The organism is Castellaniella caeni NBRC 101664 (assembly GCF_001592225.1).
Lineage (GTDB): Bacteria > Pseudomonadota > Gammaproteobacteria > Burkholderiales > Burkholderiaceae_B > Castellaniella > Castellaniella caeni.
Map to the genome: position 1 here is coordinate 1 of NZ_BCWN01000017.1, position 24,560 is coordinate 24,560.

20 protein-coding genes and 1 pseudogene are annotated in these 24,560 nt (G+C 66.6%); 10 read left to right on the forward strand and 11 right to left on the reverse strand.

The window, feature by feature from the left end:
* Together CCA01S_RS15845 and CCA01S_RS10915 are read left to right on the forward strand one after the other, a co-directional pair.
* A pseudogene (locus CCA01S_RS15845) lies at positions 1 to 228 on the forward strand (hypothetical protein); the annotation flags it as partial.
* Positions 229 to 414: 186 nt separating this feature from the next.
* Positions 415 to 1,557, forward strand: coding sequence for an ABC transporter substrate-binding protein (locus tag CCA01S_RS10915; RefSeq protein WP_232305084.1), 1,143 nt, complete (start codon positions 415 to 417; stop codon positions 1,555 to 1,557).
* Positions 1,558 to 1,562: 5 nt separating this feature from the next.
* Here the strand turns inward: CCA01S_RS10915 and CCA01S_RS10920 are convergent, their stop codons facing one another.
* The 6 genes from CCA01S_RS10920 to mltA all read right to left on the reverse strand — a co-directional run bounded on the left by CCA01S_RS10920 (position 1,563) and on the right by mltA (position 11,526).
* The gene (locus CCA01S_RS10920; protein ID WP_084386695.1) at positions 1,563 to 3,812 is read right to left on the reverse strand and encodes an EAL domain-containing response regulator; all 2,250 of its coding nucleotides are present in this window, start codon (positions 3,810 to 3,812) and stop codon (positions 1,563 to 1,565) included.
* Positions 3,809 to 6,850 carry a hybrid sensor histidine kinase/response regulator gene (locus CCA01S_RS10925; RefSeq protein ID WP_066458284.1) on the reverse strand — a complete coding sequence of 1,014 codons (3,042 nt, stop codon included), beginning with the start codon at positions 6,848 to 6,850 and terminating at the stop codon, positions 3,809 to 3,811. Before CCA01S_RS10925 ends, CCA01S_RS10920 begins: the two co-directional genes overlap by 4 nt.
* A 13-nt stretch (positions 6,851 to 6,863) precedes the next feature.
* Positions 6,864 to 7,709, reverse strand: coding sequence for a substrate-binding periplasmic protein (locus CCA01S_RS10930; RefSeq protein WP_198149987.1), 846 nt, complete (start codon positions 7,707 to 7,709; stop codon positions 6,864 to 6,866).
* Positions 7,710 to 8,060: 351 nt separating this feature from the next.
* Positions 8,061 to 8,903 carry a DsbC family protein gene (locus tag CCA01S_RS10935; RefSeq protein ID WP_066458293.1) on the reverse strand — a complete coding sequence of 281 codons (843 nt, stop codon included), beginning with the start codon at positions 8,901 to 8,903 and terminating at the stop codon, positions 8,061 to 8,063.
* A 45-nt stretch (positions 8,904 to 8,948) separates the two neighbouring features.
* Positions 8,949 to 10,133, reverse strand: a complete 1,185-nt coding sequence (locus tag CCA01S_RS10940; protein ID WP_066458454.1) for an FAD-dependent monooxygenase — start codon at positions 10,131 to 10,133, stop codon at positions 8,949 to 8,951.
* Positions 10,134 to 10,248: 115 nt separating this feature from the next.
* Positions 10,249 to 11,526, reverse strand: a complete 1,278-nt coding sequence (mltA, locus tag CCA01S_RS10945) for a murein transglycosylase A (RefSeq protein WP_066458296.1) — start codon at positions 11,524 to 11,526, stop codon at positions 10,249 to 10,251.
* A 72-nt stretch (positions 11,527 to 11,598) separates the two neighbouring features.
* Between mltA and rpe the strand changes: the two genes are divergently transcribed.
* The 3 genes from rpe (at position 11,599) to trpE (ending at position 14,969) form a co-directional block, all read left to right on the forward strand.
* A complete protein-coding gene (rpe, locus tag CCA01S_RS10950; RefSeq protein ID WP_066458298.1) occupies positions 11,599 to 12,312 on the forward strand; it encodes a ribulose-phosphate 3-epimerase in 714 nt (237 codons plus the stop codon).
* A 274-nt stretch (positions 12,313 to 12,586) separates the two neighbouring features.
* Positions 12,587 to 13,267: a phosphoglycolate phosphatase gene (locus CCA01S_RS10955; RefSeq protein ID WP_066458300.1), complete on the forward strand. Its 681-nt coding sequence runs from the start codon at positions 12,587 to 12,589 to the stop codon at positions 13,265 to 13,267.
* A 181-nt stretch (positions 13,268 to 13,448) separates the two neighbouring features.
* Entirely contained in the window at positions 13,449 to 14,969 is a 1,521-nt protein-coding gene (gene trpE / locus CCA01S_RS10960) for an anthranilate synthase component I (protein ID WP_066458302.1), read from the forward strand.
* A 62-nt stretch (positions 14,970 to 15,031) separates the two neighbouring features.
* Here the strand turns inward: trpE and vapC are convergent, their stop codons facing one another.
* The 5 genes from vapC to lldP form a co-directional block, all read right to left on the reverse strand.
* Positions 15,032 to 15,436: a type II toxin-antitoxin system tRNA(fMet)-specific endonuclease VapC gene (gene vapC, locus CCA01S_RS10965; RefSeq protein WP_066458305.1), complete on the reverse strand. Its 405-nt coding sequence runs from the start codon at positions 15,434 to 15,436 to the stop codon at positions 15,032 to 15,034.
* Positions 15,436 to 15,669 carry a type II toxin-antitoxin system VapB family antitoxin gene (gene vapB / locus CCA01S_RS10970; RefSeq protein ID WP_066458308.1) on the reverse strand — a complete coding sequence of 78 codons (234 nt, stop codon included), beginning with the start codon at positions 15,667 to 15,669 and terminating at the stop codon, positions 15,436 to 15,438. The genes vapC and vapB overlap by 1 nt, the downstream gene beginning before the upstream one ends.
* 74 nt (positions 15,670 to 15,743) lie before the next feature.
* Positions 15,744 to 16,880 (reverse strand): FMN-dependent L-lactate dehydrogenase LldD, encoded by a 1,137-nt coding sequence (gene lldD / locus CCA01S_RS10975; protein WP_066458311.1) that lies wholly within the window; start codon positions 16,878 to 16,880, stop codon positions 15,744 to 15,746.
* Between the two features lie 26 nt (positions 16,881 to 16,906).
* Positions 16,907 to 17,662 (reverse strand): transcriptional regulator LldR, encoded by a 756-nt coding sequence (gene lldR, locus CCA01S_RS10980; RefSeq protein ID WP_066458457.1) that lies wholly within the window; start codon positions 17,660 to 17,662, stop codon positions 16,907 to 16,909.
* Between the two features lie 85 nt (positions 17,663 to 17,747).
* Complete coding sequence (lldP, locus tag CCA01S_RS10985; protein WP_066458324.1) at positions 17,748 to 19,433, reverse strand: L-lactate permease; 1,686 nt, start codon at positions 19,431 to 19,433, stop codon at positions 17,748 to 17,750.
* A 568-nt stretch (positions 19,434 to 20,001) separates the two neighbouring features.
* On the opposite strand from lldP, the gene CCA01S_RS10990 reads away from it, so the two are divergent.
* The 5 genes from CCA01S_RS10990 (at position 20,002) to CCA01S_RS11010 (ending at position 24,423) form a co-directional block, all read left to right on the forward strand.
* Entirely contained in the window at positions 20,002 to 20,568 is a 567-nt protein-coding gene (locus CCA01S_RS10990; RefSeq protein ID WP_066458460.1) for an anthranilate synthase component II, read from the forward strand.
* 28 nt (positions 20,569 to 20,596) lie between these two features.
* Positions 20,597 to 21,631 carry an anthranilate phosphoribosyltransferase gene (trpD, locus tag CCA01S_RS10995; protein WP_066458329.1) on the forward strand — a complete coding sequence of 345 codons (1,035 nt, stop codon included), beginning with the start codon at positions 20,597 to 20,599 and terminating at the stop codon, positions 21,629 to 21,631.
* Positions 21,628 to 22,419, forward strand: coding sequence for an indole-3-glycerol phosphate synthase TrpC (gene trpC, locus CCA01S_RS11000; RefSeq protein ID WP_066458331.1), 792 nt, complete (start codon positions 21,628 to 21,630; stop codon positions 22,417 to 22,419). Before trpD ends, trpC begins: the two co-directional genes overlap by 4 nt.
* Positions 22,420 to 22,501: 82 nt before the next feature.
* Complete coding sequence (locus CCA01S_RS11005) at positions 22,502 to 22,909, forward strand: HIT family protein (RefSeq protein WP_180984215.1); 408 nt, start codon at positions 22,502 to 22,504, stop codon at positions 22,907 to 22,909.
* 143 nt (positions 22,910 to 23,052) lie between these two features.
* Positions 23,053 to 24,423, forward strand: coding sequence for an amino acid permease (locus tag CCA01S_RS11010; protein ID WP_084386696.1), 1,371 nt, complete (start codon positions 23,053 to 23,055; stop codon positions 24,421 to 24,423).
* Positions 24,424 to 24,560 lie beyond the last annotated feature (137 nt).

Genomic DNA, 24,560 nt, shown 5'->3' on the forward strand with positions numbered 1-24,560 from the left:
GCGCGCGCCGGGGCCGCTGGTGGCGGCCAGGCGGGGGCGCAAGCAGCGGGCAGCCGCGCGCCGCGTCTACCCGCGGCCGCCCCTGAAAAAGTGGTCAGCCCCGCCCCGCAGCGGCCCCGCCGCACCGAGCCCAAGGCGGCCGAGCCCAGTTCAACCCGTACCGCCTTGCGCGCCCCGGGCAAGCCGGCCCCGGTGACCGCCGACACGGAAGAGTGGACAGAGTTCTAAACCCTTCGTTCCTGGGCGCCGCCAGCGCCCAAGCCCTTCCCCAAAGCCCCAATCGCCGGACACCAGCCAGCCTTGGGGCTTTTTCACGGCACTTGCCCACAGCCCGCATTTCCACCAAGATATCGTCCGCGGCGCCCACCTGCGCGCCACCCAACAAAACCCACATTCTGGAGACCGCGCGTGCGCATTCAACTACTGGCAACCGCCCTGGCCACGGCCCTGCTGGCCCTTCCCGCAAGCAGCTTCGCCCAGGTGAAGATCGGCGTGGTCGCCTCGACCACCGGGCCCACGGCGCTGATCGGCATCCCGCAGAAAAACACTGTACCCTTGCTGCCCACGCAGGCGGGCGATCTCAAGATCGACTACATCACGCTGGATGACGCCAGCGATCCCACGCAAACCGTCACGGCCTTCAAGAAGCTGATCTCCGAAAACCACGTGGACGCCATCATCGGCCCCAGCGGCTCGCCCAACGCCATGAGCGTGCTGCAGTTCGCCGCCGAATCCGGCACGCCCATGCTGGCCCCCGTGGGGGCGGCCTCGGTGGTACTGCCCATGACCGAGCAGAAAAAGTGGGCCTTCAAGACCACCCAGAACACCGGCATCATCGCCCAGGCGCTGGTGCAGGACATGGTCAAGCGCGGCATCCACACGGTTGGCTTCATCGGCTTCGGCGATGCCTACGGCGACGACTGGTATCAGGTGTTCAGCACCCTGGCCAAGCAAAACGGCATCCAGATCAGCGCCGCCGAACGCTACCAGCGCACCGACAGCTCGGTCACCGGCCAGACGCTCAAGCTGCTGGCGGCCAAGCCGGACGCCATCCTGGTGGCGGGCACGGGGGCTGCCGCCGCCCTGCCGCAAACCACTCTGGTGCAACAGGGCTATCACGGGCAGTTCTATCAAACCCACGGGGCCGCGCTGCCCGCCTTCCTGAAGCTGGGCGGCAAAGCCGTGGACGGCACGATCCTGGCCGCCAGCCTGATGCTGGTGCTGCCCGAAATACCGGACAGCAACCCCTCCAAGCCCATCGCCGAAGACTACATCCAGCGCTATCAGGCCAAGTATGGCGAGCGCCCGGCCACGTTCGGCGCCAATGTATACGACGCGGGGCTGTTGCTGCAGCACGCCATCCCAGCCGCCGCCCAGGCGGCGCAGCCGGGCACCCCCGCCTTCCGGGCCGCCTTGCGCGATGCGCTGGAACAGACCCGCGAGCTGGTGGCCACACAGGGCGTGTACAACATGAGCCCGGCCGATCACAGCGGCTTCGATCAGCGTGGCCGCGAACTCATCACCGTCAAGAACGGCGCCTGGACACTGCTGAAATAGGCCGCTCAGGCCGACGCGCCGCGGCCGCCGCCAGCCAGCACGACACCCAGGGGGCCGTCGGCGTCCAGCCGCAAATCCAGCGCCTGTGACGCGGGCACGGGCCGGCCCAGCAGATAGCCCTGGATCAGATCGCAGCCCAGGCGCCGCAAGTGCGCCAGCTGCTGCGGGGTTTCCACCCCCTCGGCCACCACCTCCAGGCCCAGGCCATGGCCCAGGGCGATGATGGCCGTGACGATCGAGACGTTGCCAGGATTGGTCTCCAGGTCACGGATGAACGACATGTCGATCTTCAGCCGGTGCACCTTCAAGTGCTGCAGGTACGACATGGACGAATAGCCCGTGCCGAAGTCGTCGATGGACAGGCGCACGCCCAGCCGCCGCAGGGTTTCCAGGGCGGCGATGGCGCGCACCCGATCCACCATCAGGCAGCTTTCGGTGATTTCCAGTTCCAGGCGCTCGGGGGCCAGGCGGTTGGCCCGCAGTACGGCCTGCACGTTGTCGGCAAAATCTTCGCCGCTGAGCTGCAAGGCGCACAGGTTCACTGCCACGTAGCCCGGCGAGCGGCCCTGATCGGCCCACTCGCGCAGCTGGCGTCCAACCTCTTGCAGCACCCAGTTGCCCAGCGGCACGATCAACCCGCTTTCCTCCGCCAGCGAGATGAATTCGCCCGGGGCAACCAGGCCGCGCTGCGGATGCGCCCAGCGCACCAGGGCCTCCAGCCCTGTGACCACCCGTTCGCCCAGGTGCAGCTGCGGCTGGTAATACACCTGAAACTCCCCTTGTTCGAGCGCGCGGCGCAGCTCGGCTTCCAGCGACAGGCGCGCCTGGGCGCGCTGCATGATCTCCGGCGAGAAGAAGCGCAGGCTGCCACGGCCATCCTCCTTGGCCTGGTGCAGCGTCGCATCCGCCCGGCTCAGCAGCATTTCAGCCGTCGCGCCATCTTCCGGGTACAGGGCCACGCCGATGCTGGCGCTGACGTAGACCGGCTGGCCATCGACCTCGAACGGCGCCACCAGGGCATCGAGCAGGCGCTGCGCGGCCAGATCCGTGCCATGCCCCCCCGGGCCACGGGCCAGGATCAGGTCAAACTCGTCGCCGCCGACCCGGGCCAGGGTGTCGTGCTCCGCCAGCAGGCCGCGCAAGCGCTGGGCCACCTGAACCAGCACCCGGTCGCCCTGTCCATGGCCTTGGGTTTCATTGATGGCGGCAAACTTGTCCAGATCCAGACACAACAGGGCGAAGCGCCCGGCCCCACCCCCGGCCTGCTGGGCGGCATGCGCCAGCAGCTCGGCGAACAGCACCCGGTTGGGCAGGCCGGTGAGCGGATCGCGCTGGGTCAGCATCCGGTATTTTTCTTCGCTCAGCCGCAGCATGGCCGTACGCTGCGCCACCAGGTCTTCGAGAAAGCGGCGCAGGTGCGCGAGTTCGAGGTGGGCTCGCACCCGGGCGCGCACCTCCTGGATGTCGAACGGCTTGGTGACGTAGTCCGCGGCCCCCAGGGCAAAGCCCCGCAGCTTGTCCTGCGTATCGTCGGCCACGGTGACGAACATGACCGGCAGGTGCCGCCCCGACGGGGCGGCCTTGATGCGTCGGCAGACCTCGTAGCCATCCATGTCCGGCATCATCACGTCCAGCAGCACCAAGTCGGGCGGCGTCGGCCCCTGGACGATTTCCAGCGCCCGGGCGCCGTCGCTGGCCACCAGGATGCGGAACTCGTCGCGCAGGGCCGCCAGCAGTTCGTGGATGTTCTCGGGCACGTCATCGACCACCAGCAGCGTCGCCGCGGGTGCCGCCTGCGCCTGGGGCAGGATGTCGAACGCCGTCGGCATGCGCCGGTAGCGGGCCAGTTCGAGCTGATTGCGCACGCGGGCCTTGAACAGCTCGGGGTCGATGGGCTTGGTGACGTAGTCCGCCGCGCCCATCAGCAGGCCACGCGCGGCGTCCGCCGCCCCGGTCAGCGCCGTCACGAAAATGACGGGAATGCCGGCGGTCGAGGCGTCCTGCTTCAAGGCGGCCAGCACGGCGTAGCCATCCATGTCCGGCATCTGGATGTCGAGCAGGATCAGGTCGGGATGCGGCGCGCGGCGCGCCATCTCGATGGCCTTGCGCCCGCTGGTGGCCGCCGCAATGGCATAGTCGCCCCGAAACACGCCCACCAGCGTATGCAGATTGGCGGCGGCGTCATCGACGATCAGCAGCCGGGGGCGGCCGTCCATGCCCGGTGGCACGGGCGGCAGGCAAGCGGGCGGGTTCATTGCGTACCCTCCGCCCGGGCCGCCAGCGCATCCATGCGGGCCAGGGCCGCATCCAGGTCGAACTGGTCGATGAGCGCATCGATCTCCTGGGCGCCCGCCTGCAGCGGCGTGCCCGCCACCCCGCGACGCAATTCGCCCAATACCGCCTCGGCAGCCCCCAGATCGGATTCGACCGCCTGCCGCAGGCGCTCGAGCACATCTCGCAGCGCATCGGGCGCCAGCCGGGACGCGGGTGCCGACGCGGGGGCCTGCTCGGCGGGCAAGGTCTCGATATCGGCCAGCACGCCCCGCAGCAGGGCTTGCGCCTGATCCAGCAGCGCGGCTTCGGGCGGCTGCCCCTGCTTGAGCCGGGCATCGATTTCCGACACGCAGGCAAACAGCGCGCGGGCGCCGATATTGCCGGCCACGCCCTTGAGCATGTGGCAGTGCGCCTCGGCCTGCCGCAGCGGCGCGCGCGCCAGCAGTTCGCGCAATTCGGTCACGGCCCCGCCATACTGCGCCTGAAAGCGCCGCAGCTGCCTGCGGTAGGCGTCGGCCCGTCCGCCGATGCGGCGCACGCCGTCGGCGGCGTCCAGCTGCGTCATGGCCCGCAGCGCGGCGGGCAGACCCGCGTCGGTCTCGCCCGTTGCGGGCGGCGCCGCGGCGGCGGCCCGGCCCCCTGGCACCGTCACCCAGCGCATGAGCGTCGCCAGCAGGTGATCCGGGTCGATCGGCTTGGTCACGTGATCGTTCATGCCGGCCTCCTGGCTGGCCTGCGCATCAGAGGCCATCGCCAGCGCCGTCATGGCGATGATGGGCAACTGAGCCAGGCGCGCCTCGCCCGGTGCCTGGCCCAGGCGCCGGATGCGCCGCACCGCCTGCAGGCCGTCCATGATGGGCATCTGGATGTCCATCAGCACCGCGTCGTAGTGCTTGCGCTGCACCCGATCCACGGCTTCCCGTCCGTCCACGGCCTCGTCCACGACGATTCCCTCGCTGCGCAGCAGCTCGACGGCGAACTCGCGGTTGATGTCGTTGTCTTCGACCAGCAGGATGCGGGCGCCCGCCAGCCCCGTGTCGCCGGCCAGCCGCCCCGGCGCGGGCGTCTCCGTGTCCGTGTCGGGCATCAGGCGGCCCCGGCCCAGCACCGACAGCATCGTGTCGAGCAGCGAGGACGGCGACACCGGCTTGATCAGGAAGCCGTCCATGCCCGCCTGCGAGGCGCGGCGCATGACGTCCTCGCTGCCGTAGGCCGTCACCATCACGATCTTGGGCTGGTGTGCGATGGCGGTATCGGCCTGGATGCGCCCGGCCACTTCGTCGCCGTTCATGCCGGGCATGCGCCAGTCCATGAGCACCAGATCGAAGGGCTGACCACTGGCCTGCCGCAGCATGGTCAGGGCCTGCGCCCCGTGGCTGGCGGTGCTGACGTCCAGCTGGAAGAAGCGCAGCATCTCGGACAGGATTTCCAGCGACACCGGATTGTCGTCCACGACCAGCACCCGCCAGCCCTGCAGCCGTGAACCGATACGCGCCAGCAATTGGCGCTGCTGATCTTGCGCCTGCTGCGCCACGGCCAGCCGCACGCTGAAGCACATGGTCGTCCCCTGCCCCGGCAGGGAGGATTCCACCCACAGGCGCCCGCCCATGAGCTCGACCAGGCTGCGGCAGATCGCCAGGCCCAGCCCCGTGCCGCCATAGCGGCGCGTCATCGACTGATCAGCCTGGGTGAACTTCTGGAACAGCAACCGCACCTGATCGGGCGTCATGCCGATGCCGCTGTCGCGCACACAGACCCGGATCGTGACGCTGTCGGCGGTCTGCTCCTGGCACAGCAAAGACAGTTCGACTTCGCCCTGCTCGGTGAATTTGACCGCATTGCCGCACAGATTGAGCAGCACCTGGCCCAGCCGCAGCGGATCGCCCAGCAGCACGGTGGGGATGGCGGGGTCGTGCCGGATCAGGAATTCGACCCCCTTGGCCTCGGCCTGCAGGCCCACCGCATCGACCAGCCGCTCCAGCACGGTTTCCAGTTCGAACTCGACGCGCTCGACCGCCAGCTTGCCGGCCTCGAGTTTGGAAAAATCCAGCACGTCGTTGATGATGCCCAGCAGCGACTGCGCCGCGCCCTGCGCCTTGACCAGCCGGTTGCGCAGGCTGACCGACATGTCGTCCTTGAGCGCCAGGTACAGCATGCCCAGGATGGCGTTCATCGGCGTGCGGATTTCGTGGCTCATGGTGGCCAGGAAGTCGGACTTCACGCGCGTGGCATGCTCGGCGGTTTCCTTGGCCTGGCGCAGCTCTTGTGTGCGGGTCGCCACCTTCGATTCCAGCGTCTGGTTCAGCTCTTCGAGCGCGCACATCGACGCCGACAGGCGCCGGCGGCTGTCGCGCAGGGCGTCCACCAATTCGCCCAGCTCGTCGGCATAGGGGTACGACAGCGGCATGGCCTGCGCGTCGTCGCCATCGAAGCGCCAGCTCTTGACGGTGGCGGCGACCGCCGCCAGCGTCTTCGAGAGCCGGCTGCGGATCGCCCAGACGAAGAGCAGCCACAAAATACCGCTGAGAATGAGGGAATTCAGCAGCACGACCATGAAGCCGTACTTGATGCGATCCCAGATGACAGAGGGATCCGTGTAGAGATCGAGCGTGCCGATCGCCCGTGGTTCGCCGTCGCCAGCGAGGTGGCGCAGCGGCACGGTCACGGCATCGCCGCTGACGAACAGGCTGGATTGCCGCACATCGGCCGACGCGTGCGGCCAGTCGTGTTCAGCCAGCATCTCGCCATCCGAGGACACGACCCGCAGGCCGCTGATGATGGCGTTCTGGCGCACGCTGGCCAGGGCCTTGAGCAGCTGGCCACGGTCGAGTTCCCAGACGGCATCGGCCACGGTCGGCGCGATGGTACGGCCCAGCGAGGCCAGGTCGCCGGACACCGCCCGGCTGATGCTGACGTATTGGATGCTCAGCTGCACGGCCACCATGCCGATGGTAGCCAGCAGATACCAGGGCAACATGGAACGCAGCAGGCGCCGGGACAGGGTGGAGGGAGTCTTCATTCATGCTTCCGCATCAGGGCCACCACCATCGGGTATCGATGGCCGCCGTACCAGGGGGCAGCAGGGGGTTGTCCAGGCGGATGACCCGGCGCGTGGCGTGCTTCATGTCTTCGATCATCGTGGCGTGATAGGCCTGGAACAGCCGCTGGAACGAGCCATCGGCCAGCGCGCCCTTCAGCCCGCGCTCGATCTGCCCGGCCAGCCGCACGTCGTTGCGCCGCACCCAGAAATAGATGGGGTACGGGAAAAACAGGGCGCGGGTCTTTTCGAGCGCCAGCTGGGGGTAGGCCAGCCGCCGGGCGGCGAGTTCGATGCCGGCCTCGCCCACCCCGCGGGGCATGGCATCGAAGCGGTGTGCGGCCAGCATGGGGAAGAGACGGTCGTAGTCGGTCGATGTGACGACCGTATAGCCATTGGCCCGCATGACGGGCACGTCCGCCCACTGGCTGCCCAGGCCGAACGTCAGCTGCGTGCGAAAGGCCTCATCGTCCATGTGTGCGATGCGATCCTGGTCGTCGGCGGAAATCAGGAACACCCGGTAACCGACGATACCGCGAGAAATGTCGATCTTGATGGGCCGCATGGCCGCTTCGCGCTCGCTGGTGGTGCCCAGCGCGATGACGTCGATGACGCCGTCCCGCAGCAGGTGGATGCCCCGGTTTTGCGTGACGTCTTCTTCGTAAGGCCGCAGGTCGAGCGCCACCCCTTCGGTCTTGCGCACGTAATCCAGCGCCAGCCCCAGTACCTTCCAGCGATATTCGTAGATGGGGCCAACTGGAAAATACGTCAGGGTGCGGCTGGTGGCCTGCGCGGCGGCACCCGCCAGCCACAGGCAGGCGGCCAGGACAACCGCCAGCACCCTGCGCCCCGCTCGCTGGTTCAAATACCGCACAGTGCATCCTCCCGCCAGCCGCGGCCGGGCGCCAGCAATGCAGGCGCCGAATCAGGCAATACCCCTACAAACAGGAAGGGATATTGGCCGTACCGACTGACGCTGTCATCCCCCACCGACCCTCGGACTTCGACTTGTTTCTCTATGAAGAAATCATTCTAGCCGCAACCCGGGATATTTCAAGCCTGAAACACATCGGAACAAATTGTGAATGCGAGCCGATCCCTGTGGATCGGGGGCTCCCCCACGTCGCGGCTGGTACGCCGCTCCGATTCGCCAGGCGCGGATCAGTCCGCAGGGACTGATCCGATCGGGGGCTCATCCATGCTGTTCGTCGAATTTTTTCTTCAGGGCGTCGAGCGGCAGGGCGCCGCTGACGCGGCTGCCGTCGGCAAAGAACAGCGCGGGCGTGCCCTGCACATTGAGCTTGCGGCCCAGTTCGAGGTTCTTTTCAAGCGGCGTGGCGCACTCGGCCTTGGGCGGTAATTCGCCCTTCAGCATCCAGTCTTTCCAGGCCTGGGCCGGATTGGCGGCACACCAGATGTCGCGCGCCTTGGTGCTGGAATCCGCCGCCAGAATCGGGAAGAGGAAGGTGTAGACCGTGGTGTTGTCGATACCTTCGAGAGTCTTGTGCAGCTGCTTGCAGTAACCGCAATTGGGGTCTTCGAACACGGCGACCTTGCGCGCCCCGGTGCCCTTCACCTGCCGGATGGCCTGGTCGAGCGGCAGGCTGTCGAAGGCCACGCGTTGCAAGACTTCAAGGTGCTCGGCGGTCAGATCGCGCCGGGCCTTGGCATCGATGAGCGAGCCCTGCAGCACGTAATCGACCTTGGCGTCGGTGTAGAGCAGATCCATGCCCACCTGCACCTCGTAGAGGCCGCCCATGGGCGTGACGCGCACCGCATCGACCCGGATGCCGGGAAAGCGCTGTTCGAAGGCCTGGGCGATGGCCTGCTGCTGCGCCGTGTCCGTCGGCGCCGTGGAGACGACCGTGTCGTCGGCCCGTGTGCTGGAAGCCCCCGGCACGGTGCTGACGACCACGTCCGAGGCGGGGTGGCTGGCGGGGGCGGTGCTCGTGAGCGAATCACCCGCGGGCTGCGCAAAGGCCGACACGCCAACGCTCAACAAACCCGCGGCCAGGCAAAGAGAATAATGGTTCATGAAAACCTCGAAAACAGGGCCTGCCGCACGGCAAGCCACAAATGATTACTGCCCCATGGCCGCGCGAATCAGCTGCCGCTTGATGAACGGCAGCTGATCGACCAGGCTCATGCCCTGGTTGCGCGCCCAAGCCAGCGGCATGCACGACGTGCCAAAGAGCCGGTGCAGGCCGTGCGTGACCAGCCCCATGGCCAGCACGGGCTCGGCCCGGCGGCGGCGATAGCGCGCCAGCAGGCGCGCCTCGCCCAGGTGCTGCTGGGGCGCGCGCGCCGTCAGCACCTGGATGAGCGTCTGCACGTCGCCCAGGCCCAGGTTGAGCCCCTGCCCGGCCAGCGGATGCACGCGGTGCGCGGCGTCGCCCACCAACGCCACCCCGGGCGCCATCATGGCGCTGCGTTCGAGCGTCAGGGCAAAGCCCTGGGGGCGGGTGCGCAGGCCCAGGCGCCCCAGTCGGCCTTGCGTGATGGCCGCCGCCTGCGCTGCGAAATAGGCCTGCTGGGCCTCGGGCGGCTGCGCCAGCCAGGCCTGGGCCTGTCCCTCGGGCATCGACCACACCAACGAGGCCTGCGCCCCCTGGGCGGTGTCCGGCATGGGCAGCACGGCCAGGACGCTGTCGCCCGTGAACCACTGATAGGCCCGCTGCTGGTGCGGCCGTTCGATATCCAGGTGCGCGACCACGCCCATGTCGCCATACGGGGTGTATTCGTGCGGGATGCGCGCCGCCACCCGGACGGGCGAGCGCGCGCCGTCGGCCCCCACCAGCAGGCTGGCGGACAGCTGCCGCCCTTGGGCCGTATCCACCTGCACGCCCCGCGCCTGCGGGGTCAGGCCGACAAATTTGTCTTCGTGCCAGGCGATGCCCATCACCTGCGCGGCCTGCTGCAAGGCGCGCTCGATCTCGCCGGATTCGACGATCCAGGCCAGCGATTCGCGCGCATCCTGCCAGGCCGACAGGTCGAGCAGCCCGTCGGCATCGCCGTGGATTTCCATGGCCTCGACGGCGGTGATGCGCCGCGCCTCGATCAGGCGCCACGCGCCCAGCCGGTCGAGCAGGGCACGGCTGGATTCGGAAATGGCATAGACGCGCGGATGGTAGTCGTCGGCGGCCCGCACGGGAGGCGTCTGGCGCGGCCCCAGCAAAGCCACCGGCAAACCGGCGCGCGACAGGCCCAGGGCGCAGGCCAGGCCGGCGATGCCGGTGCCGCAAACGAGAATGGATTCTTGCTTCATGATGTCAGCATGGTACAGGGCCTGCGCGCAGCGGGACATGATCTGGCGCAGACCGCAAGGGTTAATGGCCGGGCGGGCTGGACACGCACCGAGCACCCGCGCGCCCGGCAGGCGTTCAGCGCGCGCTGGGCGCCCCGGCCTGGGCGGGCCACAAGAGCCACATGCGCCCGGTCTGCTTCATGCGGCCCGCCGCCGCGCCGGCCTCGTCGCCCGTGCCCCAGTAGAAATCGGCCCGCGCCGCGCCGCGGATCGCGGTGCCGGTATCCTGGGCGAACACCAGGCGCTGCAAGGGCCCCGCCCCGCCCGGGTGCTGGGTATCCAGCCAGAGCGGCGTGCCCAGGGGCACGAAATTGGGGTCGATGGCCACCGAGCGCTGGGCCATCAGGGCCACACCGTAGCCGCCGCGCGGCCCCAGTTCGGGGTCGGTGATGGTTTCTTCGCGGAAAAACACCATGGCCGGGTTGACGTTGAGCATCTGCTGCACGCGGTCGGGATGCGCGCGCGCCCAGCGCTTGATGTTCTGCATCGAGGTCTGCGCTAGGGGCATTTCGCCCTGCCGCGCGAGCCACTGCCCGATGGACACGTACGGCTGGCCATTGTGATCGGCATAGGCCAGGCGCGTGACCGCGCCATCCGGCAGCACGGCGCGTCCCGACCCTTGAATCTGCAGGAAAAAGGCCTCGACCGGGTCGTCGGCCCAGACGATCACGGGGGGCTGGCGGGCCGGGTCGGCGGCGATCTGGGCGCGCGTGTCGTACGGCACCACGCGGCGGCCTTCAAGCTTGCCACGGATGCGCTTGCCCGCCAGCTCGGGGTAGACGGCACCCAGGTCGACGGTGAGCAAGTCGGCGGGCGTGGCGTACAACGGCCACTGATAGGCGCCCTGTCGGCTGCGCGAAGCGCGGATGAGGGGTTCGTAGTAACCGGTGATGGTGCCGCTGGCCACCTGCCCCGAGGCCTGCTCGAGCCGCCAGGGCCGCAGCTGCGTTTGCAGGAAGCGGCGCACCGGCTCGCCCGAGGCCTGTGGCCCCAGCCCGGCCTGCGCGGCGGCCTGGCAGACGGGCTGCCAGGCACGCGGCGCGGCGCGCGCGGGCGCGGCCAGCGAGCCAGACACGGGCCGCATCAGCCCGCGGCAATCATTGAGCAGCGTTTTCCAGACGTGATTGAGGTCGTCGCCCGACCAGCCTGGCAGCTGCTGCCAGGAGACCGGCACATAGCGCCCCTGCAACGCACGCGCGGGCGTCTCGCGCAGGGCCGACAAAGGCGGCACCACCAGCGGCCCCGTTTCGGCGGGCGCAACCGCGAGTTCGCCCGGGGCGGATTCTTCGGGAGGCACAGAGGAACAGGCACTGAGCACGGCCAGAAGGGCCGCAGACCATAAAAGCTTTTTCATGCAAAAACCGCGTGCACTAAAATGAAGAAATCACCAAACCGCCATCATGACATATCTGGACGCCGTTTCGCCATGACCGAATTGCCCCCCGCCCGCATCGCCCCCAGCCTGCTGTCCGCCGACTTCGCCCGCCTGGGAGAAGAAGTCACGCAGGTCGTGGCCGCGGGCGCCGACTGGATTCACTTCGATGTGATGGACAATCACTTCGTACCCAACCTCACCATGGGGCCCATGGTCTGCGCGGCCCTGCGCCCGCACACGCAGGCGCCCATCGACGTGCACCTCATGGTCGAGCCGGTCGATGCCCTGGTGCCCGCCTTCGCCAAGGCCGGGGCCAACATCATCAGCTTTCACCCCGAAGCCTCGCGCCACGTCGATCGCACGCTGGCACTCATCCGCGACCACGGCTGCCAGGCGGGCCTGGTGTTCAACCCCGCCACGCCACTCGACTGGATGGATCACGTCCTGCAGCGCCTCGACCTCGTGCTGCTCATGTCGGTCAACCCCGGCTTTGGCGGGCAGTCCTTCATCCCGCATACGCTGGCCAAGCTGCACGAAGCCCGGGCCCGCATCGACCGCTGGCAAGAGCAAGGCGGGCAGGCCATCGCGCTCGAGGTCGATGGCGGGGTCAAGACGGACAACATCGCCGCCATCCGCGCCGCGGGCGCCGACGCCTTCGTGGCGGGCTCGGCCATCTTCGGGCAGCCCGACTACGCCCGGGTCATCGCCGGGCTGCGTCAAGGCATCGCGCAGGGCGATCAGCAACGCCAGGCATCCGGCAACTGACGCGCCGCCGGTTGCGCGCCATGTCCACAGTCACGCACGGGCACGGCCTGACGTAATCGTACGTAATCGAGCCCCACGAGACGAAACATTCGTTTCAAGTTGAGGCCAGGCTGATGCAGTCAAAGTGAAAATGGTACGATGCAGCGGGCCTCGACGCGCGTCTTGCGCACGTCTGGCGCCCCGCCCCGGAACCGGCAGATACGACACCGGCGCCCGTTTCGATTGATCCGCGCTGACAGGCAGGCGCCTCAGCCGCTCTAGTAGCTTGCACCTCATGCATTTTTCCGGAATTCTCTTCGATCTGGATGGCACACTCGTCCACACCATCCCGGATCTGGCCGCTGCGGCCAATGCCATGCGCCTGGACATGGGCCTGCCCGCACTGCCCGAGGCCACCATCGCCACCTACGTCGGCAAAGGGGTCGAACAACTGGTGATCCGCGCGCTGGCCAACGACGGCAAGCCCGCCAGCGTCGATCTGGTGATGCGCGGCCTGGCGCGCTTTCAAGATCACTATCGCGCCCTGAACGGCCGCCACAGCCAGCTGTTTCCCGGCGTACTGGCGGGGCTGCAGGCGTTTCGCAGCCAGGGTGCCAGGCTGGCGGTGGTCACCAACAAAGGCACCGAATTCACTCTGCCACTGCTGCGTCACCTGCAACTGGACACCTACTTCGACGCCGTCGTCTGCGGCGATACCTGCGAACGCAAGAAGCCCGATCCCCTGCCGCTCTTTCACGCCTGCGACCTGCTGGGCATCCAGCCGTCCCAGGCGCTGTTCATCGGCGATTCGATCAATGACGCGCTGGCGGCGCAGGCGGCGCAGATGCGCGTGCTGGCCCTGCCCTATGGCTACAACGAAGGCCAGCCCGTGCAGAGCCTGCCCGTGGATGCTATAGTGAACTCCATCATCGAAGCAGCCCGGTGGGCTGCCGACCAAACCCCGCTACCGGCATGAATCAACTGTCCCGCTATTACCCGATCACCACTGGCGCCACTTGGCGCTGGTGGTGTTTGTGTTCCGGGTAAATAGCCACCCGGCGCGCCCGAGCCCGCTCAGGCCGCCCGACTCCAAGCCCGAACCATCTCCATTGGCCGGGCTTTTTTTCTGTCCGGCCCAACCCACCCAGCAGACCGCTATGACAGAAATCGAATTCAATGCACTGGCCGCCCAAGGCTACAACCGCATTCCGCTCATCGCGGAAACCTACGCCGACCTGGACACGCCGCTGGCCATCTACCTGAAGCTCGCCCACGCGGGCCCCGAGGCCGGGCGCAACAGCTGCCTGCTGGAATCGGTGGTGGGCGGCGAGCGCTTTGGCCGCTATTCGTTCATCGGCTTGCCCGCCAAAACCCTGATCCGCGCCACCGGCACCACCACCGAGGTCGTCAAGCAGGGTCAGGTGGTGGAAACCCACGAGGGCGACCCGCTGGCCTTCATCGAAGCTTTTCAGCAGCGTTTCAAGGTGGCCCTGCGCCCCGGCATGCCGCGTTTCGCGGGCGGCCTGGCGGGCTATTTCGGCTACGACACCGTGCGCCACATCGAGCCGCGCCTGGGGCCGTGCGTCAAACCGCGTCCCGCCGGCCAGCAACCCGGTACGCCCGACATCATGCTGATGCAGGTGGATGAACTGGTCATCGTCGACAACCTGGCGGGGCGCACCTATCTCATCGTCTACGCCGACCCCACCCAGCCCGAAGCCTATGCCCTGGCGCGCCGCCGCCTGAAGGCGCTGCGCGAAAAACTGCGCACCCCGGTCGTCATCCCCTATGCCTACGCCAGCATGCAGACGCCCACCGAGCGCGACTTCAAGAAAGAAGACTATATTGCCGCCGTGCTCAAGGCCAAGGAATACATCGCCGCGGGCGACCTGATGCAGGTGCAGGTGGGCCAGGTGATCGCCAAGCCCTTCCGCGATTCGCCGCTGTCGTTGTACCGCGCGCTGCGTTCGCTGAACCCCTCGCCCTATATGTACTACTGGAATTTCGACACGTTCCACGTCGTCGGGGCATCGCCCGAAATCCTCGTGCGCAAGGATCACGAGGTCGAGGGCCAGCACAGCCGCGAGGTCGTCACCATCCGCCCGCTGGCGGGCACGCGCAAGCGCGGCGCCACGCAAGACGAAGATCAGCGCCTCGAAGCCGAGCTGCTGGCCGACCCCAAAGAACGCGCCGAGCACGTCATGCTCATCGACCTCGCCCGCAACGACATCGGCCGCGTGGCCAAGACAGGCACGGTCGAAGTCACCGACACCATGACCATCGAACGCTATTCGCACGTCATGCACCTGGTGTCCAACGTGCGCGGCGAACTCAACGAGGGCATGGGCAACATCGACGTGCTGCGCGCCACCTTCCCGGCAGGCACCCTCACGGGCGCCCCCAAGGTGCGCGCCATGGAAATCATCGACGAGCTCGAACCCGTACAGCGCGGCATCTACGGCGGTGCGGCAGGCTACCTGAGCTACGGCGGCGAGATGGATCTGGCCATCGCCATTCGCACCGGCATCATCCGCGACGGCATGCTGTACGTGCAGGCCGCCGCCGGCATCGTGGCGGATTCCGACCCCGAAAAAGAATGGCAAGAGACCGAGGCCAAGGCCCGCGCCCTGCTGCGCGCCGCCGAACAAGTGCAGTTCGGGCTGGACGAACCCATCTGAGGGTGTCAGGCGCCGCAGCCGACCGTCGTCAGCAGCACGGCTGACGGCTTGCTACGGCGCAATCAGACACCAACCCAGTTCTCGACCACAAGCGCCGGCACACGGGCGAATTCCGAGACATTGTTGGTGACCAGCACCAGGCCTTCACTGCGTGCATGACCGGCGATGTGCAGGTCGTTGACCCCAATGGGCTGGCCCTGTTTTTCAAGGGCCGCACGGATGGCCCCATAGTGCTGGGCGGCCTTGGCGCCATAGGAAAGCACATCCAGGCGGCTGCAAAAATCCTCGACAGCGGACAGGTTCTCGCTGACGCGGCTGCTTTTCTCTGCACCATGCAAAAGCTCGGCCAAGGTGATGGCGGAAATCGCCATGCGGCCGCTATTGGCGTTGAATATGGTCAACAGATCCAGCGAACGCCGTTTCAGGACATAGATGACCATATTGGTATCGAGCAGGTAGCGCAGCATCAAAGCGATTCCCGCTCTGGTTGGTGCTGATTGGCGCGTTCGGCCATGAAATCGTCACTGACCGCCGGGCCATCGTGAAAAAAACTGTCCCAGGCCTGACCAACCGGTGCAATGATGCGTTCATTGCCCCGAATACGAACCTCTACCTTGTGTACGCCTTCCGGCAGACGCACGTCCACGGGAAGCCGGACGGCCTGGGTGCGGTTATTGATGAACACGGTGCCAATGGACATATCAAGCTCCTGATACAGTCAAGAGAAGTATATAGCCATAGTATCTAGCATCCATCGATCGGTCGAACTCGATGTCAATCGCGCACCAGCGAGTCGCGCGTGATGTCGGCAATGGTGCGCGCGCCGGTGAGCGTCATGGCCACGCGCATTTCTTTTTCGATCAGGGACAGCAGGTTGGCCACCCCGGCCTGCCCGCCCACCGCCAGGGCGTACAGCCAGGCGCGCCCCAGCAGGACGCTGTCAGCACCCAGAGCCAGCATGCGCACCACGTCCAGCCCCGTGCGGATGCCCGAGTCGGCCAGGATGGTGATCTGCCCCTTGACCGCATCGGCGATGGCGGGCAAGGCGCGCGCCGTGGACAGCACGCCGTCCAGCTGGCGCCCGCCGTGGTTGGACACAACGATGCCGTCGGCGCCGAAGCGCACGGCCTCGCGGGCATCTTCGGGGTCGAGAATGCCCTTGATCACCATCGGCCCCTTCCAGAAATCGCGAATCCACTGCAGGTCTTTCCAGGAAATCGACGGATCGAAGTTGGCACCCAGCCAGCCAATGTAGTCTTCCAGCCCGGTGGGCTTGCCCAGATACTTGGAGACGTTGCCCAGATCGTGCGGGCGCCCCAGCAGGCCCACGTCCAGTGACCAGCGCGGGTGCAGCACGGCCTGCACGTAGCGGCGCAAAGCCGCATAGGGGCCGCTCATGCCCGAATGCGCGTCGCGGTAGCGCGCGCCAGGCACCGGCATGTCCACCGTGAACACCAATGTAGAGACCCCGGCGGCCTGGGCGCGTTCAAGCACGCTTTTCATGAAGCCGCGGTCTTTCAGCACGTACAGCTGGAACCACATGGGGCGGCTGATGGTGGGCGCCACCTCTTCGATGGGGCATACCGAGACGGTGGACATGGTGAAGGGGATGCCGTGCTTGTCGGCGGCCTGCGCCGTCTGCACTTCGCCCCGGCGGGCGTACATGCCCGTCAGGCCCACCGGCCCCAGCGCCACCGGCATGGACAAGGTTTCGCCGAACAGGCGGGTGGTGAGGTCGAGCTTGGACATGTCGTTCAGAACCCGCTGGCGCAGGGCCACGCCCGACAGGTCGCTGACGTTGTGCCGCAGGGTGTACTCGGCGTAAGCGCCGCCATCCGCATAATGGAACAGGAAGGGCGGCAAGCGGCGTTTGGCGGCGGCCCGGTAGTCGGTGGAAGCGGAAATGATCATGGCTTTATCGGTATCAACGTAAACGGTCAGGAAAAATGCGAGAGACGCGACGACCGCGCGCGGCGGGCCTCGTCTTCGTCCAGGGCGCGCACGGCGGCGTGCACGAATTCGAGGTGCTGCCAGACGGTATCGCGCGCCGCCTGGGCATCACCTTGCAAAATGGCCTCCATCAAGGCCTGATGCTGCTGGGTGAGCTGCTCGTGCGTGTGCCGCACGGTATACATGCGCTGGCGGTTTTCGGTGACGGTGGACTGCAGCAGCTGGAACAGCCCGCGCATCATCTGCAGCAGGATGGCGTTGTGCGAGGCTTCGGCAATCGCCAGGTGAAAGCGGGCGTCGGCCTGGGATGAGCGGTCGGCGTCGCCGATGTCCTGCTCGCGCAGCAAGTCGTCGAAGGCGGCGCGAATGTGCGCGCGGTCGTCGGGCGTGGCGCGCAAAGCGGCATGCCAGGCGGTGCCGCCCTCCAGCGCATGGCGCGCTTCGAGCACGTCGTAGCGGTATTCGGGGTCGTCCGACACCAGCTGGCCCAGCGTTTGCACCAACTGCTGCTGCGGCCAGGCAACAGAACCCTGCACGGGCGCCTGCAAGTAGGTGCCGCCGCCTTGGCGGCTGCGCAGCAGGCCCTGGCTGGCCAGCTGCTGGATGGCTTCGCGCACCGAAGGGCGCGAAGCCCCCAGTTCGAGCGCCAGCTGGCGCTCGGCGGGCAGACGGTCGCCGGGCCGCAGGCCCCGGTCGATGATGAGGGTCTGAAGCTGTTCGGCGAGACGATCTGCAAGACGCATGGCAAAAGGCGTGTGGCGCAGTGGCAAGGCCCGGCAACTGAGACCGGGCCTGCCGCCGTGCCGGGACGCGGCAAACGGGGCGGGTTTAAACGGCTGGAATCATCCAGGGCAGCACGTAGGCTTGCAAGGTCGTGAACAGCCCCACGATCACGGCAAAGAGCAAGCTGTACTTCAGGGTGAAGCGTAGCAGGTCGGACTCGCGCCCCACCAGCCCCACCGCCGCGCAGGCGATGGCGATGGACTGCGGCGAAATCATCTTGCCCGTCACCCCGCCGGTGGAATTGGCGGCCACCAGCAGTACCTCGGGCACGCCGATCTGGTGCGCCGTGGCGGCCTGCAGCGCGGCGAACAGGGCGTTAGACGATGTGTCCGAGCCAGTCAGGAACACCCCCAGCCAGCCCAGCAACGGCGAGAAGAAGGTAAAGGCATGGCCCGAGTACGACAGCGCCAGCGCCAGCGTGACCGACAGGCCCGAATAGTTGGCGATGAAGGCAAAGGCCAGCACGGTGCCGATCGTGTAGATGGGGATGGCCAGTTCTTTCAGGGTTTCACCGAAGACGCCGAACGCGGTCGAGGCTTTCATGCGCGTGGCCAGCACCGTGATGATGGCGGCGATCACGATCGAAGTGCCCGTGGCCGAGAACCAGTCGAACTTGTAGACGGCGCCATAGGTGGTGGCATCCGCCACGATGGGCGGCATTTTCTGCACCAGGCCGTCCAGGCCGGGCACCGCGATGCTGGCGATCCAGCCCTGCAGCGGGCCGCCTGCGGCAAACAGGTGCTTGAAGGGCGGAATCGACCAGATGGTGACCATCACCGTCAGCACGATGAAGGGCGACCAGGCGCGCAGCACCTCGCCCGTGGTGAACTTGCGGCCCGTCGGGCGCGCGGCGGGTGCATCCGGGGACAGGTGTTCGGAGCCCTCGCCGGTTTCCGAGAAGCGGAAAATGGAAGCCGGTTGCCACACTTTCAGGAAGGCGGACAGCGCCACCAGCGACACCAGCGCCGACGTGATGTCCGGCAGCTCGGGGCCAATGAAGTTGGACGTGAGGTATTGGGTGATGGCGAAGGTGCCACCCGCCACGATCACGGCGGGCCAGGTTTCCTTCACGCCGCGCCAGCCGTCCATGATGGCCATGATGACGAACAGCACGATGATGGTGAGAAACGGCAGCTGGCGCCCCGCCATTTCACCGATGGCGAAGGCCGGGATGCCCGTGACCTGCCCGGCCACGATGATGGGGATACCCAGGGCGCCGAAGGCCACCGGCGCCGTGTTGGCCACCAGGCACAGGCCGGCGGCGTACAGCGGGCGAAAGCCCAGGCCCACCAGCAAGGCGGCGGTAATGGCCACCGGCGCGCCGAAGCCCGCCGCACCTTCGAGGAAGGAACCAAACGAGAAGCCCACCAGCAGCATCTGCAAGCGCTGGTCGGCAGTCAGCGTCAGCACCGATTCGCGGATGGTGTCGAACTGGCCGGTCTTGACGGCGATCTTGTACAGGAACACGGCGCCGACGATGATCCAGGCGATTGGCCACAGGCCGTAGAAGAAGCCGTAGATGGCCGAGGCCAGCCCTTGCGTGACCGGCATGCCGTAGAAAAAGAGCGCGACGGCCAGGGCGCACAGTACGGTCAAGGTGCCCGCCAGCCAGCCTTTCAGGCGAAAGACCGTGAGCGACAGGAAAAACAGGATGATCGGCAGGCAGGCGATCAGGGCCGACAGCCAGATATTGCCTGCTGGATCATAAGATTGTTGCCAGATTGAGTTCATCTCGATGATTTCTCAGTTAGGGATCCGGTCGGCGTCTCCTGATGCAGCACTGAATTGGCCTGACCATTTATGGTTTTTTGAATTTCTGGCCGGATTATAGAAATGCACTGGTCAAGTGGTCAACGAATGACCACGAGGGCCATATTTCTCTCCCCCCTACGATGGACGCTTGAATTCCCAATTTAAATCAATAAGATGGAATGCACTTTCAACCTGCGGAAAGCTTGTCGATTTCACCGAATACTAGGGAAAACGATAGGTTGTGTTTGCAAATGGTATTACCAATAAAGCTTGCAGACAGGTGCCCATAGAAGCGCGGCAAGCAGCGCAAGGCCAGGACAGGCGCGGCGGCGGATGCGTACTTACCCTGCTCGACAGGCCCGAAATCCCACTGTAGAATCCCCGCATGACTTTTCACGCGACGACTCACACAGCTTCCTGGTGGCGCCCCTTCTAAGGGCGGCACCCGATGCGTGACTTTTCGCACTTTGCCGCCGTTCTGGTTGGCAAAGCTATCTTCCCCCTCTGTCTCCAGCGCGGCGGCCTCTGACCAAGGAAATGCTTGATCATGAAGCTCCTGATGCTCGACAACTACGACTCCTTTACCTATAACCTGGTGCAGTACTTTGGCGAGCTCGACGTCACTGTGCAGGTGATCCGCAACGACCAGATCGACCTCGCGGGGGTCGAGGCCCTCGCCCCCGACCGCATCTGCGTCTCGCCCGGCCCCTGCACGCCCGCCGAGGCCGGCATTTCCATCGACCTCATCCGCCACTTCGCCGGGCGCATCCCCATCCTGGGCGTGTGCCTGGGCCACCAGGCCATCGGTGCCGCCTTTGGCGGGCGTATCGTGCGCGCCCAGACGCTCATGCACGGCAAGGTCTCGGCCATCACGCACACGGGCACCGACGTCTTCGCCGGCCTGCCCTCGCCCTTTGACGTCACCCGCTACCACTCGCTGGCCATCGAACGCGCCACCCTGCCCGACTGCCTCAGCATCACGGCGCAAACCGCCGATGGCGAAATCATGGGCGTGGCCCACAAGACGCTGCCCGTCTACGGTGTGCAGTTTCACCCCGAATCGGTGCTCAGCGAGCACGGCCACGCCCTGCTGCGCAACTTCCTCACCCTGTAAAAAATCGCCGTCGCCACAAGGATCCCTCATGCCCCCCATTACCCCCAACGAAGCCCTGGTCCGCTGCATCGAGCACCGTGAAATCTTCCACGACGAAATGCTGCAGCTCATGCGCATGCTGATGCGCGGCGAAATGTCGCCGCAGCTGGCCAGCGCCCTGCTGATGGGCCTGCGCGTCAAGAAAGAAACCGTGGGCGAAATCACGGCGGCGGCCCAGGTGATGCGCGAATTCGCCCTGGGCGTCTCCACCCCCTGCCCCGAAGACCTGCTCGACATGTGCGGCACGGGCGGCGACGGCTCGCATACCTTCAACATCTCGACGGCAGCCATGTTCGTGGCCGCCGCCGGCGGGGTAAAAATCGCCAAACACGGCAACCGCAGCGCCTCGTCCTCATCGGGCAGCGCCGACGTGCTCGAAGCCCTGGGCGTGTGCATCACGGCCACGCCCGAACAAGTGGCCGAATCCATCGCCGCCACCGGCATCGGCTTCATGTTCGCCCCGGCGCACCATGGCGCCATGAAAAACGTCGCCGCCGTGCGCCGCGAACTGGGCGTGCGCACCATTTTCAACATCCTGGGGCCGCTCACCAACCCCGCCGACGCCAAAAACCAGCTGATGGGCGTCTTCCACCCCGACCTCGTCGGCATCCAGGTGCGCGTGCTGCAGCGCCTGGGCTCGCGCCACGTGCTCATCGTGCACGGCAAGGACGGCATGGACGAGGCCTCGCTGGGCGCGGCCACGCTCATCGGCGAGCTGAAAGACGGCGAGGTGCGCGAATACGAAATCCACCCCGAAGACTTCGGCATGGCCATGGTGTCCAACCGCAGCATCAAGGTGGCCAACCGCGAAGAATCGGCCCAGCTGGTACGCGCCGCCCTCGACAACACCGCGGGCACGGCGCGCGACATCGTCATCCTGAACGCCGGGCTGGCGCTGTACGCGGGCAACCGCGCCGACTCCATCCAGCACGGCATCACGCGCGCCGCCGAACTCATTGCCTCTGGCGCTGCGCGCGACAAACTGGAACAATTCCGTCAGTACACACAAAGGTTCGCAGCATGAGCGACATCCTCAAAAAAATCCTGGAAACCAAGCGGGCGGAAGTAGCCACCGCACGCCAGATGCGCAGCGAGGCCGAACTGCTGCGCGAGGCGCGCAGCCGCCAGGACATCCGCGGCTTCATCCGTGCCCTCGAAGACAAGATCGCCCAGGGCAAGCCCGCCGTCATCGCCGAAATCAAAAAAGCCTCGCCCTCCAAGGGCGTCATCCGGGCCGACTTCCAGCCCGCCGACATCGCCGCCAGCTACGCCTGCCATGGCGCCGCCTGCCTGTCGGTGCTCACCGACGTGCAGTACTTCCAGGGCGGCTACGACCACCTGCGCCAGGCGCGCGCGGCCTGCAGCCTGCCGGTGCTGCGCAAAGACTTTCTCATCGACCCCTACCAGGTGATCCACGCCCGGGCGCTGGGGGCGGACTGCGTGCTGCTGATCGCCGCGGCCCTGGAGCCCAGCCAGCTGCGCGACCTCGAAGCCGTGGCCATTGACCTCGGCATGGACGTATTGGTCGAAATCCACGATCGCAACGAACTGGATGCGGCCCTGTCGCTGCAGACACCGCTGCTGGGCATCAACAATCGCAATCTGCGCACCTTCCACACGCGCCTGGAAACCACGCTCGACATGCTCAAAGACCTGCCCGACGACAAACGGGTGGTCACCGAAAGCGGCATCCTGCTGCCCGAAGACGTCGATCGCCTGCGCGCGCACGGCGTGCAGGCGTTTCTGGTGGGCGAAGCTTTCATGCGCGCCGACGAACCCGGTGTGGCGCTGCACGAGCTGTTTTTCTCTTGATATGACCCAGCCCGCCTCCGCCACACCAACCGTTTGCGCTACACCGCCAACCTGCCCACTGTGCCATCTGCCTGCCGGACAGGTGCTGTGGCAAGACGCCCAGCTGAGCGTCATTCGCGTCGATGACACGGCATTCCCAGGCTATCTGCGCGTCATCTGGCACGATCACGTGCCCGAGATGAGCGACCTGGGTGCCGCCGAGCGCGCGCACCTGATGCAGGTGATCCACGTGCTGGAAGTGCAGCAGCGGCATTTTCTGCGGCCCGACAAGATCAACCTGGCCAGCCTGGGCAACCAGGTGCCCCACCTGCACTGGCATTTGATTCCGCGCTGGCGCGACGACCCCTGCTTTCCCGACGCCATCTGGGCCCCCGCCACGACAGACGCCGCCCGGCACACCGCCTGGGCCGCACGCGACCGGCAGCTTCAGCAGCAAGCGCAGCAGCTCTTTGCCGCCATCCCGCAGGCGCTGACCGCGGTCGGCCCATGACGCAGGTGCAGCCAGCAAGCGCGTTGTAACAGCGCGGGGCTACGCTTCGCCGTCACTCAGCTCTGGCGTCATTGACCACCCGATCAGCCGCAAGCAAGCTGCAAAGCCCAGACATTTCATCCTTTCTACCTACTGACACGCTCATGCCCGCAACATCAGCCTCTCCAGAAACCCCGGCGCCAGCGCCCGAAGCCCTCTCGCGCACGCTTAAGAACCGCCACATCCAGATGATCGCGCTGGGCGGCGCCATCGGCACCGGGCTGTTCTACGGCTCGGCCGCGTCCATCCAGCTGGTGGGCCCCGGCATCATCCTGTCCTACCTCATCGGCGGCGCCGTGATCTACCTGATCATGCGCATGCTGGGTGAAATGTCCACGCAAGAGCCGGTCTCCGGTGCCTTCAGCCACTACGCCTACCGTTACTGGGGCGGCTTCGCGGGTTTTCTCTCGGGCTGGAACTACTGGCTGCTGTACATCCTGGTCAGCATGGCCGAGCTGTCGGCGGTCGGCATCTACGTGGCCTGGTGGCTGCCGGACTTTCCCGCCTGGGCGAGCGCGCTCATCGTGCTGGGGGCCATCACGGCGCTCAACCTGCTCAACGTCCGCCTGTACGGCGAAAGCGAGTTCTGGCTGGCCTTCATCAAGATCGCCGCCATCATCGGCATGATCATCCTGGGGGTGGCGCTCATCCTCACGGGACACGACGAGCAATCCAGCGGTATCAGCAATCTGTGGGCGCACGGTGGCTTTCTGCCCAACGGCGTGCACGGCCTGCTGCTGTCGCTGGTGGTGGTGATGTTTTCATTCGGCGGCACCGAACTCATCGGCATCACGGCGGGCGAGGCCGACGATCCGCGCCGCAGCATCCCCAAGGCGATCAACCAAGTGCTCTGGCGCATCCTGCTGTTCTACATCGGTGCACTGGCGGTGCTGGTGGTGCTGTACCCCTGGAACGAGATCGGCATGGCGGGCAGCCCCTTCGTGCTGATCTTCTCGAAGCTGGGCATCCCTGCGGCGCCCGACATCCTCAACCTGGTGGTGCTGACGGCGGCGGTATCGGTCTACAACAGCGGCATGTACAGCAACGGACGCATGCTTTATAGCTTGGCGCAGCAGGGCAATGCGCCCAAGGTGTTTCTGCGCCTGGGCAAGCGCCATGTGCCCTGGGTGGGCGTGCTGTTTTCGTCGGCCTGCACGCTGGTGATCGTGGTGGTCAATTTCCTGGTGCCCGAAGGCGCTTTCATGCGCATCATGGCGGTGGCGACAGCGGCAGCGGCCACGACGTGGATGATGATCGTGCTGGTGCATTTGAAGTTCCGCCGGGCGCACGCGGTCTCCGAGCTGCATTTCCCCTCCCCGGCGTTTCCCTGGGCCAATTATGTCTGCGCGGCCTTTCTGGTGCTGCTGGTGGGTCTGATGACGCAGCTCGACGACACCCGCCCCGCCGTCTACGTGCTGCCAGTGTGGCTGCTGGTGTTGTACGTGGGCTATAAAACAGCGCAGCGGCGGGGGTGATGAAGGGGGGCTGGGGCGAACACATATGGGGCGCCGCATGCTTCCGAAGGGAGGCCGGGGGCAGTCGGCGCCCTCGATCGGCCCGCAGGGACGATATAGGGCGCCGCCCGGCCGGACGAGGAAGATGCGGGCAGCCC